Raw genomic sequence first — 19,451 nt, forward strand, 5'->3', positions numbered from 1 at the left:
TCCGATTAGGGAAATTCCCTTTTCGAACCTCCATATAGGATTATGGAGAAATTCAAACTCAGAAAGCAATTAAGGGTTTCACTAGGCATCTTCATGAAAGATCGGTTTTCTTTAAATAAAAGTCGTCAAGTACTTCACTCAACATATAAATTACTCAAAAGTAAAAAACTTGCTCAAGATCCCGAATCTAAACAAGAGCTACAAAAGTTATTAGAACAACTTGAAGAAGCCATTTTTCAACAAGATCAGGAAGCAGCTAGTCAACTCGCACAACAAGCTCAGCAATTCAGCAAGCGGTACCCCGCTTCTTTTGCAAAAAAATCATGGGAACTGACTAAAGCCATTCTTTTTGCTGCCCTAGCAGCTTTTCTTATTCGCCAATTTTGGTTTGAACTTTACGAAGTTCCTACAGGATCCATGCGTCCAACTATTTTAGAACAAGACCGCATGATTGTTTCTAAAACTACTTTCGGCTTACATTTCCCGTTTAAGAAAAAGCCTTGGGGATTTCGCCCGGAAGCAGTGACTCGTGGTGGTCTTGTAGTCTTTACCGTTGGTGATCTTCCAATTCCCAACTCTGATACTAAGTATTTTGGATTCATTCCAGGGAAAAAACGTTATATTAAGCGCTGTATGGGGAAGCCAGGCGACACCCTCTATTTTTATGGTGGTAAAATTTATGGCTTAGATAAAGAAGGTGCTGTTATTCACTTTCCCAATGATTTTGGTCTCGAGCATCTCTATCACGTTCCTTACATATCTTTTGATGGGTCAGTCGAGATCGTAAATAGCAATAAAACTACCGCGTATTTTAAACAAATGTACCAACCGTGTGGGAAACTTTCCTTACCTCAAGAAGGTCCCTACGGCCAATTTTTCCATCAAGGTGTTTGGCACAATGACACCCCAAGTGCATTAAAAAAACCCCACTCTTCTCCTGTGAGTTATGCTGATCTTTTTGGTATAGGCAACTATGCCATGGTGCGTATTCTGACGCATAAACAAGCGAGCTTGTATCACACATTACCTAATGCAACAACTCAGGCATACTTAGAGATATCTCATACTCCGAACGTTTCCTATCCCACACCGAATCTTCAGCATTATAACAATCAGATTGTTCCTACAATACAACCGATGAAAACACTTCTTCCCTTACGTCAGGAACATATTCACCTGATTAGGAATAATCTAACCACATCGCGCTTTGTGATTTCGGATGGTGTTGCTTGTAAATACCAACCTTTTTCCACAGATCCCGAGGGAGCCGCCAAACTCTACGGTCTTCCTTTCCCCGGGGTAGATGATGGTTGTTACGAGTATTCAAAGGGAGAAGCTTACAAAATCGGTTTTGGGGGTATGCGTTATAAACTTAAACCTACGCATCCTTTAATGCAGTTAAATGATAATCAAGTAATTGATTTATTTAACTGTGGCATGAATTTTAGTTCTTTCTTTATCCCAAAAAATCCCAAATACAATCCTTTGCCTAACCGTTATGCATTTTATAATCAGGGGAATCTTTATGTTATGGACTCTCCTATTTTCATTAAAAATGATCCCGCTTTGCAAAAGTTTGTAGAATCTGAAAAAACGAAACAGGAAGAATCTACAGAAGATCGCCCTTATATAAGCTTTATTGACAGAGGCCCTCCTCCTCAAGATCCAGAACAATTCGCAGAGTTTATTCGCAATTTTGGAATACAAATTCCTGAGAACCACGTTTTGGTTTTAGGGGATAACTACCCTATGAGTGCTGATAGCAGAGAGTTCGGCTTTGTACCTTTAGAAAACCTCTTAGGATCACCTTTATGGATTTTCTGGCCTTTGGGACATTTTGGACGTTTAAAAAATGTTCCTGCGCCAACTACACTGCCGGGATATTTAGTCAATGGTCTGGCTTTAGGATTCTTTGTTTATATATTTGGGTATATACGTTATCAACGACGCCATCGTTTGTTTCCCAAGAATCATAAGAAAAAATAAAAAAGAAGACCCTCCTAACAGAGGATCTTCTTTTCTCTATGCAGCGAGAAAGCTAGAGCTTAATGTGGTCTAGCAGCTACTTCGATAGCGATAACTGTGGGATGACCGTTAATGTCCCACTCTTCTCCCTCAAGAACATCAGCAAATTCCGATTGCGTGGTTAACGTCTCCTCACAAATATAATCTGCATAGTGTAAAAAGGCTTTTCTGACCTCTTCTGATGTTTGCATACGCAAGACAATACGATCAGAAACATGAAGTTTCTGATTGCGACGCATCGTGTTGATTTTATTCACTAATTCTCGAGAAATCGCCTCAACAACAAGCTCCTCAGTCAATTGGCAATCAAGAACAACAGTAAATAACGAAGAACTACGAGCCACATAACCCGGATCGGTTTCCCAGGAAATCAATACATCCTCCATATGTAAAACGATCTCTTCAGAACCTAAATTAAGAGAGAGATATTCCTGTGTTAACAACTGCTGTATTTGTGCTTGAGAAAGAGAAGCCAAAGCTTTTTGTATATCCTTGATCTTCTCTCCAACTCTTCTACCTAAAGAACGAAAATTCGGTTTCACCGTGGTTTTTACAAAACTTGGTGCTTCCTTATAAAATACGATATTTTTGACATTCAGTTCTTCTGAAATCAGCTGCTTAAAAGAATCTAACTGGTCTAAACGATCTTTAGGACCTACGACATAGAAATTCGCCAAGGGTTGACGTACTTTTAACTTATGCTCTTTTCTTAAAGAATGCCCTAACCCAACAATCTCTCTAGCATCACCCATGCGCTGTTCTAAATCTGGAAATACCTTAGCAAGGTCAATGTATGGGAAATCACAAAGATGTACTGACTCTAAAGAATTTTCTGTTTTTATCTGCTGGTATATATCTTCTGAGATGAAAGGAATGAAAGGAGCTATCACTCTACAGAAAACAGTCAGCACCTCATAAAGTGTCGCAAAAGCTGCTCTTCTATCTGGGGTATCTGCAGATTCCCAAAAACGTCGACGACAACGACGAATATACCAATTTGTTAGATCATCAATAAAAGTAACAAAAGGATTCACAGCGGTATTCAGGTTGTAAGAGCTCATACTTTCACGAACCTTACCAACAACGGTATAAAGATTAGAGAGAATCCATCTATCAATTTCACTGTAGCTTATCTCTTCTTTATCGTAATTATTAGCATCAAAACCGTATAAATCTGTGTAGGTTTTGAAAAATGATAATACATTTGTTAAAGGTAATAGAACTTGCTTAAGGACGGATTCCACACCTTTATCAGAAAAACGCAAATCTTCTGCTTTAACAACAACACTATCCAATAAATACAACCGCAAAGCGTCGGCACCATAAGTATTCATTATACTCATAGGGCTCGGATAGTTATTTAACCTCTTCGACATCTTATTGCCGTCTTCAGCTAAAACAATACCATTCACTATCGCATTCTTAAACACAGGCTGATCGAATAAAGCTGCTGAAATAACAGTTAAAGTATAGAACCATCCTCGTGTCTGATCTAAACCTTCAGCAATGAAATCAGCGGGAAATCCAGATTCTGTCTCTTTTTGGTTTTCAAAAGGATAATGATTCTGTGCATAAGGCATAGCTCCTGAATCAAACCAACAGTCGAATACGTAAGGCACACGATGAAATGACTTCCCATCTTTTTCTATTTTTAATTGGTCAACAAAATGACAATGTAGATCTGAAACCTTCTCTCCAGTCAGCTTCTCAAGCTCTTCTACAGAGCCTATAACTAAGATGTCTCCGTCCTTACTTTTCCAAACAGGAATTGGCGTTCCCCAATAACGATTTCTACTGATAGCCCAATCTCTAGCTCCTTCCAACCACTTACCAAAACGTCCTTCTTTAATATGTTCTGGCACCCAATGGATTTTTTTATTGGCTTGCAACATTTTATCCTTGATCTTCTCAACAGAAATAAACCAAGAATTCACTGTTTTATAAATCAATGGTGTATCTGTTCTCCAGCAGAAAGGATACCTATGCACTACAGTACCGTGATAAAAAACCTTTCCTTGGTTTTTTAAAGACTTGATAATTCCCTTATCACAACTCTTAATGTATTGTCCTTGATATTCAGGTATTTCCTCAGTGAAACAGCCATGGTTATCCACAGGACAGACCATGGGCACGTGGTGCTCTTTGCATACAAAGAAATCCGCCTCACCGAATGCAGGCGCCATATGCACAACTCCCGTGCCCTCACTCTCTTCCACAAACGAACCAGGAAGAATTGTATAAGCTCCCTCTGCACGTTTCTGCTCAAAAAAGTTAAAAGGTGGCTCATAGCTTTTCCCAATCAATGCTGTTCCTGGGAAACTTTCGATAACTTCATATGTATCGGGATCGGAAAACCACCGCGATAGACAGCCTTGCCCTAAAATCCATTGCTCACCAGAAACTTTATCAGCAACACGTACGTAGGTGATTTCAGGCCCCACAGCAACGGCCATATTCGACACTAACGTCCATGGTGTCGTGGTCCATACCAATAAAGACCCAGGATCCCCGTGTAAAGCAAACTTGATCACTACAGAAGGGTCATCAACCTCCTTGTAATTTTGACCTGCTTCAAAATTTGATAAAGGTGTGCCCAATTTCGTAGAGAAAGGCACCACCTTAACACCTTCGTAAACTAACCCCTGATCATAAAGAGAACGGAACACCCACCAGACGCTTTCCATAAATGAGGCATCCATCGTTTTCCACGTAGCAGAAAAATCTACCCAGCGGCCTACGCGATATATATAGTGCTCCCATTCATCAACATAACGGAAAACAATTTTCCTGCACTCTTCGTTAAACTTAGCAACGCCAAAATCTTCTATGGCCCCTGGGGTGGTAAGATTTAAAGATTTTTCTACTTCATACTCCACGGGAACACCATGACAATCCCAGCCAAACCTTCTAGGAACATAGTACCCATCCATAGTCGCAAAACGCCCAACAACATCTTTAATTGTTCCGGCAAGAAGATGGCCGTAATGAGGTAGACCTGTAGCAAATGGTGGACCATCATAAAAAGAATACAGGGTTCTACCCTCTCTGTTTTTTAATGATTTTTGAAAAATTTCTTGAGTTTTCCAAAAATTCAATATTCTTTCTTCTCTACTAGCAAGACTTTCCTTGCTGCCTTCCCCTTCCGTATGCATACCTGTATCCGTTGAGTGTGTATTGATATAAAATCACTCCAAAAATAAGGATTTCCTTGGTTTTCGTCCACCTTGCCCTAGAGTTTGAGAAAAATTTTCCTTCTCTTGACAACATTTAAAATAGAGAGATACTTGAGTTGTGCAAAAGCACAGGAAAGCTTACAATAGACTCCGGGGGTGTATAGGTTTCGACTTAGGAATGAAGTGTTAATCGCATGCGGAGGGCGTTGGCTGGCCTCCTAAAAAGCCGACAAAACAATAAATGCCGAACCTAAGGCTAAATGCGAAATTATCAGTTTCTCTGAACTCTCTGAGCAAAGATTAGCTGCTTAATTAGCAAAAGTTGTTATTTAGATAACCTCTAGATAACCCGGTCTTCATGGACTCTACCAGAGGTTTGTGAAGTACCGTCATCTATCTGGTTGGAATCTACCTCCTCTAATTCTCAAGGGGGTTTATTCGAGATTATTGAGAATCGTTGGTTTCCATAGATGTTCTTAGCTGAGGAAATGCAACGTTAGACTACTAGGGACTAAGCATGTAGAAGTTAGCAGGGAGTTTACTAAGGACGAGAGTTCGAGTCTCTCCACCTCCATACTTTTCTAATGATAGAAAGGTCTGGCCTCCAAGCACGTATTCTTTTTTACCTAAAGAAATACATAATCCCTTGAAGTGCACAGTAACTTCAATCACTATCTATTTGGAAACAGACTTTTGCATTATGTTTCCCAAATACAGCTAACAATTGCAGACATCTGAACACAGCATGAGAATTGTAGAACACGCAGTCTTAATCATAAATCATTGTCATACTCCTACTGGTGAACTTGATCATTATTTTGACTCAAATAAACAATACGTACTTCAAAACCCTCTATACCGCTCCTATTTTGAATTATTCCTTAGCTACTTGCCAATTTTTAGTACTTTTACTGGGGTACGTGCTTTATTAGGAATTTCAAATATTGAAAATGTTTTGCTCATTCCAACAAGAGGCTACAGTACGATATGCTCCATTGGACCTTGTGTGGATATTCATGAGGCTGTGCCCAAGATCCGCAAACACGCTTGGTTGGAAATTTTTGGAATTAAAAGCTTTGCAACTATTTTCCAAGCAATTTTTCAGATTATACGCGTAGTTATTCGATACTTCAATATAGTCTGTGGGTGTGTACCTCCGACAAGCGCAGATAGTCATCTCGTCAATCTTCCACTTCCTCCTCCAAAATCTGCACAGGAGGAACTCGAAGATTTCTTAGGACCTATGCAACTATAAAATAGTGGCAGCCGCAGCAGCAAGTTTAGAGCGCTCGGTACGCGTCAGAAACATGTGGCCGTACAAAGATAAGTGATGAAACTTGCCGACTAAGTAAGTCAGACCATTGGAATTCTCATCAAAGTACAAACTATCAATTTGTGTAGGATCCCCAGTTAAAACAATTTTTGTTCCCTTACCTGCACGAGAAATAATGGTTTTAATTTCATGAGGAGTTAGATTTTGTGCTTCATCGATAATCATAAACACCTTGGGCAAAGACCGTCCACGAATATAGGTGAGCGCTTCCATTTCTAATTTTTTAGCTTCAATTAAAGACTGTAAAACTTCGGAAAAATCCCCCATCCCACCAATACTAAAAAGAAATTCCATATTATCATAGATGGGCTGCATCCAATGAAGAAGCTTTTCTTCCTTAAGGCCTGGAAGGAATCCAATATCCTTGCCCATGGGGATAATAGGACGACTGACCAATAACTTATTATAATTTCCCTTATCAAATACCTGATGCATAGCGGCAGCTAAAGCCAATACGGTTTTCCCTGACCCCGCTTGTCCCATCAGGGTAACTAACTTTATATCGTCTCTTAAAAGAAGATCCAACGCACATTTTTGTTCATTATTTAAAGGTTTTATCCCCCAAATTTTATCTGGAAGAGCTCTTAAAGAAACAATCCTTCCCTCAGTTTCATGATAACGACCCAGGGCAAAATAATTTTCTCCTCCAGAAATGAAAAAATATTCATTAGGTGATGGAGTGATCTCCAAAGGAACATCTAAATACCCATGTGTATAAAAGTTCTCTATATCCGATGTTGATACAGTTAACTCACGATAACCACGATATAGAGATCTAAAAGAAAATCTCTTATTTTCATAATCTCTGGCTTCTATGCCAAGGGCCTCGGCTCGCACTCTACGTCCCAGGCTTTTCGTAACAAAAACCATAGGTTCTCGTTGTGCGATCACTTGAAGAAGTTCTAACGTGAGGAGTTTTCTACGTTTTTCATCATTAGCTAAATTAGCAATGGAAGATACTTCTATACGCAATTCACTGCCATTAGGTAAAGAAATGCCTTCAGCATGGCTCCCAGACCTTTCAAGCAATAAACGAATATTGCTCAAAGCGCGCGAAGCATTTTTTGCCGATTCATCACGATCTTTAGCAAATGCCTCCAGCTCTTCAATTACAGTAAAAGGAATAATGATGCGTGTATTCTCAAACGATGATAGGGCTTCAGGATCATAAATAAACACACTCGTATCAATGACCATTGTCTTCTTCATTCAGCTAACTCCTAACGCAATGGGCTCCAACCCTAATCAAATCATTTTATAACGACAAATACCCTTAGTAGTGGAACTAGGAAAATACTTAAACAAATACCTCGAGAATCTTCGTCTACCTTGACAAAAATTTATTAGAAACTTCTTGACCCTTTTATATAATTCTAAGTAAAAAAAACTCTATTCTTATTCTTGGAAAAAGAAAAAACTGCCCACATCTTTAGGAAGTTAGGTCATGAATTAGCAATCAATAACACAAATTGCTAATTCGATTGTAAAAAAAACACAGCTTCCCTACAATGACGTTAAGCAACGACAGTAGAGTTTACCCATTGGAGGTCGTCATGAAAGTGAAAATTAATGACCAATTGATTTGCATCCCTCCCTATATTTCCGCACGATGGAATCAAATCGCTTTTATCGAATCACAAGAAGGAGAAGTTCAAGGTCGGCCTACCCTTAAGCTGCATTTAATTGACGGAAAAACCATTTCTATCCCTAACTTAGATCAGGCGATTATCGACATTGCTTTCCAAGAGCATCTTCTCCACTTAGAATCTTCCCAAACAATGCGCGATGAATCTAGCCGTGAAGACGACAAACTGGGGATATTAATCAATACCCTACAACAGTTATCCAAGGATACCGATGTGCAGATATTTGCACATAAAAGTCTCATATCTCCTCTATTTTCTGGAACGAGTCCAATGGAAATGATCTTACAACATACTCCAGAACATAAGGATCATCCGGACGCTCCTGCCGATATTTTAGAAAAAATGGTTACGGTAATCCGTTCATTAGTAGGAAATAATCAAAACCTTTTTCCTAAAGCAGAGCCTCATTGTAATTGCATGCACTGTCAGATTGCTAGAGTTCTTAGTGAAGAAGAAGAAGCTACTGTATCCGAACAAGATTTATCTTTTCGCACATGGGATATCAGTCCGACAGGGAACAAACTGTATCTTGTTACCAATCCCTTAAATCCGAATGAGCAATTTAGTGTATACTTAGGCACACCTATTGGATGTACGTGTGGGCAGGTAAATTGTGAACATATCAAAGCTGTTCTCTATACTTAAAGTTCTACCTAATCTCGTTTGGTAAGATAATTGACTTTTTCACTGCAGTCGATATAATTCTTTTTTCTAGGGACTACTTCCCCTAAAGGACTAGGTCACATCCTTGTATCGATGTCTAATGTGCATACACTGTAGGAGTAAAGCATGCGAACGCTATCGATTTCTATGCTTTTGTTTACCATCGGGTCAGGAATAAGTTCAGTAAGCTTGCATGCTGCACCTTCCACATCAAAGGCTCCCGCTGCGCAAACAGACAAGGCTTCCTTTTCTCCATTTACAGGAGAGATTAAAGGAAATCGTGTTCGTCTGCGCTTAGCTCCTCATGTGGACAGTTCTATTGTGAAAGAACTGTCCAAAGGTGATTATGTCGCTGTAATTGGCGAAAGCAAGGATTACTACATTGTTGCAGCACCGGAAGGTCTCAAAGGCTATGTATTTCGGACGTTTGTTTTAGACAATGTGATTGAAGGCGAGCAAGTGAATGTGCGTTTGGAGCCTTCAACATCCGCTCCTGTTCTTGCACGATTATCCCGCGGAACAGAAATTCAAGCAACATCCAGCCAACCACAAGGCAAGTGGTTAGAGATTGCTTTACCTGACCAATGTGCTTTCTACGTTGCTAAAAACTTTGTTTCTCAGAAAGGCCCTATAGAGATTTATAAACAGATGGAGGGTCAGAAAAAAATTGCTTTAGATTTGCTAGATTCCGCTATGAATTTTGCTAAAGCAGAGTTACAGAAAACGTTAGATGCGGTTGATCTAGAAGCTATTTATAAAAAGATTAACCTTGTACAGTCTGAAGAATTTCATGATGTCCCAGGTCTACAACCTCTAATACAAAAAGCTTTAGAGGAAATTCAAGATACGTACCTATCGAAGTCCTTAACAAATCAAGAGCATACCATAGGGAAACAACAAGCCTCCAACTCTTCTAATGTTATGGATAATGTCGAGAAACCTACAACAGGGTCTTTGTTATCTCGACACATCCGCAAGCAAACAACCATCAAAACTTCTCCGAAAACTCAAGGAAGAGAAAGCTTAGAATTGTCGTTGTTTAAAATCTGGGCAAGCATGCAACCCCAAGAAAATGCTAAAAAGCTTACTCAAGAAGCCTTCTATGAAGAAGAGAAAAAGAAAAAGCAAACTTTTGTTGGCGAGCTTGAAATTTATCCTCATGTCGTAAAAAACAATCCCGGGGATTTTTTACTTAAAGATAAAGAAAATACCATAGCATTCGTCTACGCAACAAAAATAGATTTAGAGCAATGGTTAGGAAAGAGGGTTTCTGTGGAATGCCTCCCTCGCCCCAACAACCATTTTGCTTTCCCTGCCTATTACATAATTAACATCAAAGAAGTAGTTTCTTAAATTATTCTTCCGTACTCTCTTGGACATCTTCCAGTATCCAGCATGCAGGACAATTGAGAAGTAGAGTATCTTCTTTGATTCTGTAGTATTTAATGCGCTGAGTCCCTTGGGCGTCTTTACTTGTGTACACATGATGCATGCATTCTTGTCTGTCCAAATATGTACTAGGATCTATGCTATAACCAGAGTCAATAAGCTTAGGATGATTCCAAGTTATTCCCTCATTATATGATGAGAAACATGTCAGCCTCTCTCCTGCAGGAGCACTATTCGCAAAAAGGTAGAGTTTTCCATTTCTTCCGGATTGAACAGAAATACTATTGTCATAGCTCCGCCAGGGAAGGTTCTTGAGTTTTGACCAAGAGATGCCTTGGTTTGTCGATACAGACAGACAAATATAACTCTCTTCTACAGAAGCATTCCGAAAAAACAATGCAAGCTTATTCGATGTGAGTTTTACAATTGCAGGTTCTATAGGAACTTGATTTCGCGAACCTCCTAAAATAGGACCCATACGCCCTTCCCAAGATCTAGAGAAGAAATTATAAATTTCCACCCAAGAATCTCCTATCAACTCTTGATCGGGACTTTCATAAACACTAAACGAGGGAATGTATACCCGATTTCTTATTCTATCAACGTAGGGAGGATTTCTAGTTGTTCCTTCTATTCCTGGCGGCAAGAGTCTATGCTCCAACCAATGCACCCCTGAATTAAAAGAAAAAGCCACATAAGGTTTACTTATACTCTCTCCTACCTGCTGCTTTCTGTAAAACAGCCAAATTTCTTGAGAGCTAATTCTTACCAGTACGGGGTGAGAAAATAGGCCGGAAGCTTGAGGGAAAATTTCATAAGGCTCTGACCATCTTCCTTCCCTGGTCACAACGCCTTCCTATTAGCTTGTTGCTATCGCAATCTTGCCAAACAACAAGAAGACGTCCCCCAGTCTCTACAATTGTCGACATTCCTGAAGTCCTGTTATCAGAAGATAACCAGCACTCCTCACAGGGCGGATAAGTTTCTCCTGCATGTAAACCTACAGGGAAAAAGAATATGAAACCAATCCAACCCTTCCACATAAATGCCACCTAAAAATAGAAAGTAGGCAGCATGTTATAAAAATTTTAGAGTTTTTTGTAATGTGTAAAAACACACCCTCTCTACAACGTCTTAATACACAGAAGGGAAATCTGTTTTCCCTCTGAAAACACGATAAATGTACACACCATAAGCAACAATAAACGGCAAGCCCACCAGTACAATGACTAATAAGCTTTGTAAAGTTTTTGTGCTTGCTGCTGCATTATAAATCGTATAGCTATTCTCAGGGTCTACCGTAGAAAATAAGATATTTGGGAAAACCAACGTCACGGAAGATAAGATTAAAAGAAGTAAATTCAACGAAGAATAGAGAAAAGCACAGCCATAACGTTCTCGAGATAGGCAAGTTTTAGTTGCAAAACAACAACCTAAGGTCATAGCCAATAAAAGAGTCAACAGAGGATATGTAGGGACACCAGAAAAATGACCTACTTGGAAAGAGTTTCCATGTATTTGCGGTATCATGGCAAGTGTAGCACTAATTAACAGGAGATAAACCACTAAAAATGCTGACAAAACATATGGAAAGTGTTTAACAATACGCTGTTGTAATTCACCGGTAGTTTTCATTGAAACGAAAGTGATACCGTGAATTGCAAAAGCACAAACAACAAGAGCTCCACACAACAACGTGTAGGGGCGGAAAAAGAGTACCCATGATAATGAAGAATACGGAGTGGTAGGAGAGAGAGGTAATCCTAAGACCATATTCCCTACTATGACACCTAGGAAAAAGCTAATCGCTATTCCTGATATGCAGAAGGTAACATCCCAAAAAGATTTCCATTTTGCTGACTCGGTCTTACTACGAAACTCTAAAGAACATCCCCGAAAGATATAAAGCAAAACTAAAGTCCATATTGGCATATAGAAAATAGATAATAATGCGCCATAAGCTGGGGGAAATCCTGCAAAAAGTCCGCCAAAAATAATAATGAGCCAAACCTCATTACCGTCCCAAATAGGTCCTATAGAGTTAAGTAATACGCGTCGTTCTTCATCTGCACGAGAGATATAATAGATGGTACTCAAACCTAAATCAAAACCATCTCCTAAAGAATAAGCAAATACTGCAACCACCAGTATAACATACCAAGCTATGGGCAACATCGAAGCTAATGAAAATTCCATGATTATACTCCCACCTCATTAAGATCGTTTTGATCTGGTCCTCGTTGTATTTTTTTACATAAAAGAAAGAGAAATAAAGATAAGAGACAAACAAACACCAAACTAAATAAAATCAGAGACTGAATGACTTGTTCTCCGCGGATTATAGGAGAAACAGCGTCCTTAGTTTTCAATAAGCCATAAACAACCCAAGGTTGTCTTCCCATTTCTGCAGCAAACCAACCCACTTCATTACATACCTCAGGGCAGAGAACAGAAAAGGAAAGTATGGATAAAAAGAAAGGTCGTACTGCCCAACGTCGTTTCTTATAGGCGAACCAGGAAATGACCGCCAAAATAACCATAAGCCCCCAAAGCATGACCATCAGATGGTAAAATTGGAACACAAGTTGTACGTTAGGCCACTCATCTTGTGGAATTTGATCTAAACCTGTTACTGGTGTCTTAGTATTTCTATGCACTAAGAACGAAAGACCTCCGGGAATAGGCAAGCCTATCACTCTTTGGTTTTTTACATCTACGTAACCAAACAAATAAATGGGGCTATATTCTTCCGTTTTGAATAAACCTTCAAAAGCAGCTAATTTTGCAGGTTGCCTTTTAGCAACACCACGTGCTGTAACATCCGCAGACCATAACTGCAAAATGAGTACGATAATACCCACCACTGCACCTAACTTTAATCCCTTACGGGCAAATTCTATGTGGCGTTGTTTGCGCAAATAATACGCACTTACGCTGATCACTAGGAAAATACCAGAGAGCCACGTGCCCAATACCACATGAATATAGCGCTCTATACTTGAAGGCGAGAAGACGACTTGCCAAAACGAAGTCATCATAGGAACTAGTTTTCCGTTATGCATGGCCATTTCATAACCGGAAGGCGTTTGCATCCAAGAGTTAGCACACACTATCCAGAAAGCACTCATGTGCGCTCCCAAAGCGACCATACACGTAGAGAAGAAATGCATTTTCTTAGAAACTTTATGACGCCCAAATAACAATATGCCTAAAAAACCTGACTCTAAGAAAAAAGCAAAAACGCCTTCACTACCTAAAAGTGTTCCAAACACGTTCCCCGTATATTCAGAAAACCTTGACCAGTTAGATCCAAAGGAAAAAATTTGCATGATTCCAGTGACAACGCCAATAACAAATGTTAAAGCAAATATACCAATCCAAAACCAAGTCATTTGTTTGTAGATATTCTTCTTCGTAATTAGATACAGGCCCTCCATTAAAATCAGCATCATACTGAGGCCCATACTCAAAGGAACAAACAGGTAATGAAATGCAATAAATAAACCAAATTGTATTCTAGATAAAATTACTGTATCCATCATGTCCACCAGAAATCCGAGAACAAATAAAAAAAGCTGTAATGTGAAGTATATAACAAACTATTGCAACTATAAAATACTTTGCTGTTAACCTTTTTCTCTATATGCTACAGTAGTATATTACCTTCTTTATAGAAAGCAGTCCATTGCCATTAAGGTGAGAATCTCTCCGAGTATTCTTAAGAAACTAGTAAAGCTATGCCCATAGATATTACTTACTATACAACACCCTTATTAGAGATTGTTCTGATTTGGGTAGTATTAAATTATCTTTTAAAGTTCTTTTGGGGAACTCGAGCCATGGACGTTGTCTTTGGTTTGCTAGCCTTTCTATTTCTCTTTGTTCTTGCAGACAAACTACATTTTCCCATTATTCGACGATTGATGCTACATGTCGTTAATGTTGCTGCTATTGTCGTTTTTATTATTTTCCAGCCAGAAATACGGCTGGCTTTATCTCGTGTACGCTTTCATGGGAGAAAGTTTGTCATTGATTTACAGGATCAATTTATTGAGCATCTGACTTCATGCATTTATCAAATGTCAGAAAGACAAATTGGCGCTCTTGTTGTTCTAGAAAATAAAGATTCTTTCGATGAATTCTTAAGCTTTTCTTCCGTAAAAATTAATGCGGACTTTTCAGAAGAACTTCTAGAAACAATTTTTGAGCCTTCTTCTCCTCTGCATGATGGAGCTGTAATCCTCAGAGCAGAAACCATAGCCTATGCTCGTGTTGTTCTTCCCCTAGCACAAGATACAACACAGTTATCTCGTTCTATGGGGACTCGTCACCGCGCGGCGTTAGGGGCCAGCCAACGTACCGATGCATTGATCATCATTGTCTCTGAAGAGAATGGTTGTGTATCCTTATCTCGCGATGGCATTTTGACTCGTGGAGTCAAGATGGATAGATTTAAAGCTGTGCTGAGAAGTATCCTTACTCTCAAAGAACAAAAACATAAACCCTTTAGCTCATGGATTTGGAAAAAATGATCGATTTCTTTTCTCGTTTTTTCATTCGTAATTGGCTGAGGAAAGTGGTGTCTTTGGGCTTTGCCATCATCATTTGGGTTCTCGTTGGGCAGACAGTAACGGTTACTCGTACGTTAAATAATATTCCTGTGCGTATTATTGACCTCAATCCAGATCAAACTGTCTTAGGACTACAAAGTAACGGGTTATTAGATAAAAAAGTCTCGTTAACGATTACAGGAAATAAAAATACAGTTCATGATCTTCGCCCCACAAACTTGGAAGTCGTTATTAGTGCTACAGGACATTCAGAAAGTTGGATAGCCGCTATTGATAAGTACAACCTTGTCAGTCTTGATGGGGAAACTAATATCCGTCGAGATATTCAAAGTGTTTCTACTGATGATATTTTTATTCGCCTTACACAATATGTAACCGAAGATATTACCGTAACGATTACGACTCCTGTAGGTAGTCCTCCTAAAGGTTACGAATACTTAGATGTTTGGCCAAAATATCTTATTCAGAAAGTGAGCGGTCCTAAAGAATATGTCAACGCCCTTAAAGATCAAGGACTGGAGCTCACGTTCAATCTCAATAAGGTATCTTTTGAAGAATTAGAAAGGAATCGTATTGCTCAAGGGAATCATGATGAAATTATCTTTCCTATTCCTGAGGAATGGAAGAAAATTCTCATACCTTTTGGGAATACAAATACATATGAAAACCTCAATGATCCTCAAGCGGATTTTTTACGTTTATTATTTTTAAAACAGGAATTTATTCCTCTAAATCTTAATCTCCCTGTTTTACTCTTCTTCCCTGTTAAATACAGCAACACGTTCAATCCTTTAGCCTATACGTTAGAGCCTTCCCACCCCATTATTCTTAATCAGGGTATTTATCAAATTAATATCCCTCTGTATGTGAAAGATGTAAGTAAACTGTTCTTAGATGTCGTAAAAAATAACATTGCTTTAGCAGTTGTTATGGCTCCTCCACATGAGAATAACTCTGTCAATTGGGCTGTAGAGTTTATAGATGAAAAGACTCTCGAGGACACCTTCGTTCAAGCCATCATGGCGCAAGAACATGGCATTCTTCATGACTTTGCTTTGATTGACGAAACAGGAATACGTCATCGCTTCCGTGAATACCTAAGAAAACTTACCTTATTTGGCAAAGATGGATTTCCATTAAACCTTTCTGCAGAGATTTCTCATAACAAGGTGATTATTCGTTCAAAACCTACAGAAACCTCAAAACTACATAAAAAAGATTGGTAGGAATTTCGTTATCTCTACCGCGTAATATTTATAACTCACAGCTTAAATAAGCATAAAAATTATAAAAACAGTTGTCAGAGTTATTGAGACTATTATAGTGTCAATGCGAACGGCTCATTGAATTACTAAAAGAGCGTAACTTTTCATAAATAAAGAGACAGCGTTCTCATTTACCCCCAACCTCTTATTACGCTGTGTAGAGTAGGGATCCTCAATTATGTTCAACACCTTGCGTCGTGCGAAGAAAAGCTTTGTAGACTGTTGCGTTTACTATCTCGGAATCACTTTAATCGGTATTTTCAAACGTATTCCGCATTCTTGGTTACATCGCTTGGGAAAAGCTTTAGGAACTCTCGTTTTTTATACTATCTCTGACTACAAAAAAACAGCCCTGACAAATTTAGCATTAGCTTTTCCTGATAAATCTTTTAAGGAAAGACAATCCATTGCTAAACATTCAATACAACATGTAATGATTACTGTTTTAGAATTGTTAGCGGTAGAAGGACTCATTGGTCATCTTAATGATTTAATTTCCATAGCTACAGCAGAAGCGCGTCCTAGAGGATTTTCTTCGGACGAAGTACTAACACAAAAAGAATTACAAGATACATTTTCTAAGCTTAATGAAAATAAAGGCGTGATCTTATTTTGTGGCCACCAGGCAAACTGGGAACTCCCTTTTCTTTATATTACTAGAGACTATCCAGGTCTAGCCTTTGCTAAACCTATAAAAAATGCTCGGTTAAATAAAAAAATTTTTTCATTACGAGAAATCTTTAAAGGGAAAATTGTGGCTCCGAAACAAGGGATCAATTCTGCCCTTCATGCCTTACAACAAGGGCATGTGATCGGCATCGTCGGTGATCAAGCATTACTGATCTCTTCTTATACTTATCCACTCTTCGGTCATGAAGCATTTACAACAACATCCCCTGCTTTACTCGCATATAAAACAGGCAAGCCTGTGATCGCCGTATCCATATGCCGGAATACCAACGGCTATACTATTGTTCCCAGTAAAAAGCTCTATGCTGATAAATCTCTTCCTATCAAAGATGCTACAACATCACTTATGAACAAGCTCATGGGCTTCTTAGAAAAAGGCATAGCTCATCAGCCACAGCAATGGATGTGGATGCATAAACGATGGAAACGTAAATTGTCTCCTGGGTTAAAAAAGAAATATGCCTATAGCCACATACTCGTGATTGTGAACTCTAGGGATCTTGAGTACTTTGAACAATTCCTTTCTGACCTCGCACGATTATACTCAGGAGCTGCGTTAACATTAGCCTTATATAACCCTACTAAAGAAAAGATCTTTGCCACCAACCTACCGCAATATACGATACAGGAGTTTTCGTATCTTGAAACTCTATACACTCTTCCCAATAGCTTTCCTGCTGTATTTGATTTAGCTGAACTTCCCGTGTGCCTGCATAAGCATTTTAAGAAAACAGGGTCCGTGGTCCTTTATACCCGAAAAGCATTAGAAAAGAACCTATCGCAACCTACAGCTCCCTTAATTACAGCGCTCAAGAAATTTTCAAAAAATGCTGAACTTTTGAAAAAGTTTTTTTGATTTTTTTCTTGATTTACACCAGAATGTCGTTGGTGTTTTACAAATAAAAAGAATTTTATGTGCTTAACAGACTGTTTGGGATCTTCATTTGAATGTACCCTCAACTGCATCTGCAGTTGTCAAAACTCCCAGAATAATAAACGCATGCTAGCACTCATCTCAGCATTAGCCCTTGCCATATTAGCAATAGCAGCTGTTGTGGTTTTCTCATTAATATGCGCGGGTACGATTTATGTTCCTGAAACCCTTTGGGGGGTCAGCAAGTATATCATGACACCGATACTCCTGGCAATCGCCTTAGTAACGGCTTCATTATCCGCAGGGTGCTTCAAAGCAAGAAACCGCTTTTTACCTGCATAAGTCATCCTATGAGCATCAGCTTATTTGGCTGATGCTGAGATGATATCATTTACTGTTGTCAATGTCAGATTATTGGTATCTTTCATTTGTGCTCCGCGGCTTAACACTAGGACCTTATCGTAATTTGATAAAATTCCTCTTTCGATACCATAGACACAAGCTTGATGTCTCCAGACTGTACGATCCGACTCTTCAGTAAGCATAGGGTATACCCCCCACTCTAAAGCAAGTCGGTAGTATACAGATAGATTTGGTGTAACAGCAATAATGGGGAAGCGTGGACGATACTTAGAAAGGAAGATCGGAGAGCCTCCGGATTCTGTATACACGATAATGGCTTTCGCTGCTGCCTTCTCTGCAATTTGAATTCCTGACAGCCCTATAGACTGAAGATAAGGAGATACCTTAACAGCACTCTCACTATCATTAATCTCTAGGAAAGACATATAGTTGAGATTTTTTTCCGTTTCTTGAATTACAGAACGCATAATTTTCACAGCAGCTATAGGATGACTACCCGAAGCCGTTTCTCCTGATAACATCACTGCAGATGTCCCATCATAAATAGCGTTTGCTATATCTGAAACTTCCGCACGCGTTGGCAATACATTGCGAATCATCGATTCTAGCATCTGTGTAGCAGTAATACAAAAACGCCCTGTTTCACGAGAGATCTTCGCCATAAATTTTTGCAAACTAGGAAGTTCCACAACAGACAGCTCGATTCCTAAATCCCCACGGGCAATCATAATCCCATCCGCAACTTTGGCAATCTGAGGGAAATTTTCTACACCTAGGCGATTTTCTATTTTCGCAATAATCGGCATATCCCCACGCCCGCAATCTGCTAAGCACTTGCGCATGCTCTCGATATCTTCAGCACAGCGCACAAAGGAAGCCGCAATAACATCAACCCCCTGATCGACTCCAAATTTAAGATCATGGATATCCTTATCGGTCATGAAAGGAAGAGCTAAATCAATTTCTCTGATACTTAAAGACTTATGAGACTTCAGCTCTCCAGAATTAATAAATTCTAACTCTAACCAATCGTTACCAGCAGAAGTGACAACAGCTTGGAGATACCCATCGTCGATCAAAACATCAGTACCTTCACGCACAAAAGGGAATACGCATTGAGGATGTAAAGTGACTCCCCCTTCGAGAGAGCCCTCGATCTCTTTCTCTAATAAAGTGATTTTCTGACCTCGTGACACCTGAATGGGCGTGGGAATCTTGCCTAAACGAATTTCTGGACCTTTAGTGTCCAACATAATCGCTAAAGGCGCTCCTTTTTTCTCTCGCAACTCTTTAAGAAGACTGATTGTCTGACCATGACTTTCATGAGTACCATGACTAAAATTTAACCTGGCGACGTTCATACCCGCGTCTAACAGCTTCTCGAGCATTTCCGGAGTATTTGTTGCTGGACCTATAGTACAAATGATTTTCGTTCTTGCGATCATACTTCCCTAATTTA

The 19,451-nt window shown here is 39.3% G+C and carries 13 protein-coding genes, 1 other RNA gene and 1 pseudogene; 9 read left to right on the forward strand and 6 right to left on the reverse strand.

All coding sequences use genetic code 11. The features are described from left to right. Positions 1-93 precede the first annotated feature (93 nt). The gene (gene lepB, locus CHAB577_RS03325) at positions 94-1,986 is read left to right on the forward strand and encodes a signal peptidase I (RefSeq protein WP_011097219.1); all 1,893 of its coding nucleotides are present in this window, start codon (positions 94-96) and stop codon (positions 1,984-1,986) included. Positions 1,987-2,045: 59 nt separating this feature from the next. On the opposite strand, the gene ileS is transcribed toward lepB, so the two are convergent. After that, complete coding sequence (ileS, locus tag CHAB577_RS03330) at positions 2,046-5,177, reverse strand: isoleucine--tRNA ligase (RefSeq protein ID WP_011097220.1); 3,132 nt, start codon at positions 5,175-5,177, stop codon at positions 2,046-2,048. 173 nt (positions 5,178-5,350) lie between these two features. On the opposite strand from ileS, the gene ssrA reads away from it, so the two are divergent. Further along, positions 5,351-5,775, forward strand: a transfer-messenger RNA (tmRNA) gene (ssrA, locus tag CHAB577_RS03335). A gap of 168 nt (positions 5,776-5,943) precedes the next feature. Next, complete coding sequence (locus tag CHAB577_RS03340; protein WP_011097221.1) at positions 5,944-6,453, forward strand: hypothetical protein; 510 nt, start codon at positions 5,944-5,946, stop codon at positions 6,451-6,453. On the opposite strand, the gene CHAB577_RS03345 is transcribed toward CHAB577_RS03340, so the two are convergent. After that, complete coding sequence (locus CHAB577_RS03345; RefSeq protein WP_011097222.1) at positions 6,448-7,740, reverse strand: PhoH family protein; 1,293 nt, start codon at positions 7,738-7,740, stop codon at positions 6,448-6,450. The two genes, CHAB577_RS03340 and CHAB577_RS03345, sit on opposite strands and share 6 nt — an antisense overlap. Before the next feature lie 344 nt (positions 7,741-8,084). Here CHAB577_RS03345 and CHAB577_RS03350 point away from each other — a divergent pair, with 344 nt between their 5' ends. Next, positions 8,085-8,822 (forward strand): hypothetical protein, encoded by a 738-nt coding sequence (locus CHAB577_RS03350; RefSeq protein ID WP_041461337.1) that lies wholly within the window; start codon positions 8,085-8,087, stop codon positions 8,820-8,822. Positions 8,823-8,966: 144 nt separating this feature from the next. Next, positions 8,967-10,193 (forward strand): SH3 domain-containing protein, encoded by a 1,227-nt coding sequence (locus CHAB577_RS03355; RefSeq protein ID WP_006344255.1) that lies wholly within the window; start codon positions 8,967-8,969, stop codon positions 10,191-10,193. Position 10,194: 1 nt separating this feature from the next. Here CHAB577_RS03355 and CHAB577_RS03360 read toward each other — a convergent pair. From CHAB577_RS03360 to CHAB577_RS03370, 3 genes and pseudogenes are all read right to left on the reverse strand, one after another. Then, positions 10,195-11,272: pseudogene (locus CHAB577_RS03360) on the reverse strand (exo-alpha-sialidase). A 91-nt stretch (positions 11,273-11,363) separates the two neighbouring features. Then, on the reverse strand, positions 11,364-12,425 hold the full coding sequence (cydB, locus tag CHAB577_RS03365; RefSeq protein WP_011097225.1) for a cytochrome d ubiquinol oxidase subunit II: 1,062 nt from the start codon (positions 12,423-12,425) through the stop codon (positions 11,364-11,366). A gap of 2 nt (positions 12,426-12,427) precedes the next feature. Then, a complete protein-coding gene (locus CHAB577_RS03370) occupies positions 12,428-13,768 on the reverse strand; it encodes a cytochrome ubiquinol oxidase subunit I (protein WP_011097226.1) in 1,341 nt (446 codons plus the stop codon). A gap of 198 nt (positions 13,769-13,966) precedes the next feature. Here CHAB577_RS03370 and cdaA point away from each other — a divergent pair, with 198 nt between their 5' ends. From cdaA to CHAB577_RS03390, 4 genes are all read left to right on the forward strand, one after another. Then, positions 13,967-14,761 (forward strand): diadenylate cyclase CdaA, encoded by a 795-nt coding sequence (cdaA, locus tag CHAB577_RS03375; RefSeq protein ID WP_011097227.1) that lies wholly within the window; start codon positions 13,967-13,969, stop codon positions 14,759-14,761. Beyond that, entirely contained in the window at positions 14,743-16,026 is a 1,284-nt protein-coding gene (locus CHAB577_RS03380; RefSeq protein WP_006344260.1) for a CdaR family protein, read from the forward strand. Before cdaA ends, CHAB577_RS03380 begins: the two co-directional genes overlap by 19 nt. 217 nt (positions 16,027-16,243) lie before the next feature. Continuing rightward, positions 16,244-17,611: a lipid A biosynthesis lauroyl acyltransferase gene (locus tag CHAB577_RS03385; protein ID WP_011097228.1), complete on the forward strand. Its 1,368-nt coding sequence runs from the start codon at positions 16,244-16,246 to the stop codon at positions 17,609-17,611. Positions 17,612-17,755: 144 nt separating this feature from the next. Next, on the forward strand, positions 17,756-17,971 hold the full coding sequence (locus tag CHAB577_RS03390; protein ID WP_230456363.1) for a hypothetical protein: 216 nt from the start codon (positions 17,756-17,758) through the stop codon (positions 17,969-17,971). Between the two features lie 20 nt (positions 17,972-17,991). Here CHAB577_RS03390 and pyk read toward each other — a convergent pair whose 3' ends face one another. After that, on the reverse strand, positions 17,992-19,437 hold the full coding sequence (pyk, locus tag CHAB577_RS03395; RefSeq protein WP_011097229.1) for a pyruvate kinase: 1,446 nt from the start codon (positions 19,435-19,437) through the stop codon (positions 17,992-17,994). Positions 19,438-19,451 lie beyond the last annotated feature (14 nt).

This window comes from Chlamydia abortus (genome assembly GCF_002895085.1).
Classification (GTDB): Bacteria; Chlamydiota; Chlamydiia; order Chlamydiales; family Chlamydiaceae; genus Chlamydia; species Chlamydia abortus.

Bases quoted from the DNA above. Each gene is read 5' to 3' on its own strand.
- pyk (WP_011097229.1), bottom strand. From the start codon at position 19,437: ATGATCGCAAGAACGAAAATCATTTGTACTATAGGTCCAGCAACAAAT.
- cydB (WP_011097225.1), bottom strand. From the start codon at position 12,425: ATGGAATTTTCATTAGCTTCGATGTTGCCCATAGCTTGGTATGTTATA.
- CHAB577_RS03385 (WP_011097228.1), top strand. From the start codon at position 16,244: ATGTTCAACACCTTGCGTCGTGCGAAGAAAAGCTTTGTAGACTGTTGC.
- CHAB577_RS03355 (WP_006344255.1), top strand. From the start codon at position 8,967: ATGCGAACGCTATCGATTTCTATGCTTTTGTTTACCATCGGGTCAGGA.
- lepB (WP_011097219.1), top strand. From the start codon at position 94: ATGAAAGATCGGTTTTCTTTAAATAAAAGTCGTCAAGTACTTCACTCA.
- CHAB577_RS03370 (WP_011097226.1), bottom strand. From the start codon at position 13,768: ATGGATACAGTAATTTTATCTAGAATACAATTTGGTTTATTTATTGCA.
- CHAB577_RS03350 (WP_041461337.1), top strand. From the start codon at position 8,085: ATGAAAGTGAAAATTAATGACCAATTGATTTGCATCCCTCCCTATATT.
- CHAB577_RS03340 (WP_011097221.1), top strand. From the start codon at position 5,944: ATGAGAATTGTAGAACACGCAGTCTTAATCATAAATCATTGTCATACT.
- cdaA (WP_011097227.1), top strand. From the start codon at position 13,967: ATGCCCATAGATATTACTTACTATACAACACCCTTATTAGAGATTGTT.
- CHAB577_RS03380 (WP_006344260.1), top strand. From the start codon at position 14,743: ATGGATTTGGAAAAAATGATCGATTTCTTTTCTCGTTTTTTCATTCGT.
- CHAB577_RS03390 (WP_230456363.1), top strand. From the start codon at position 17,756: ATGCTAGCACTCATCTCAGCATTAGCCCTTGCCATATTAGCAATAGCA.
- CHAB577_RS03345 (WP_011097222.1), bottom strand. From the start codon at position 7,740: ATGAAGAAGACAATGGTCATTGATACGAGTGTGTTTATTTATGATCCT.
- ileS (WP_011097220.1), bottom strand. From the start codon at position 5,177: ATGCATACGGAAGGGGAAGGCAGCAAGGAAAGTCTTGCTAGTAGAGAA.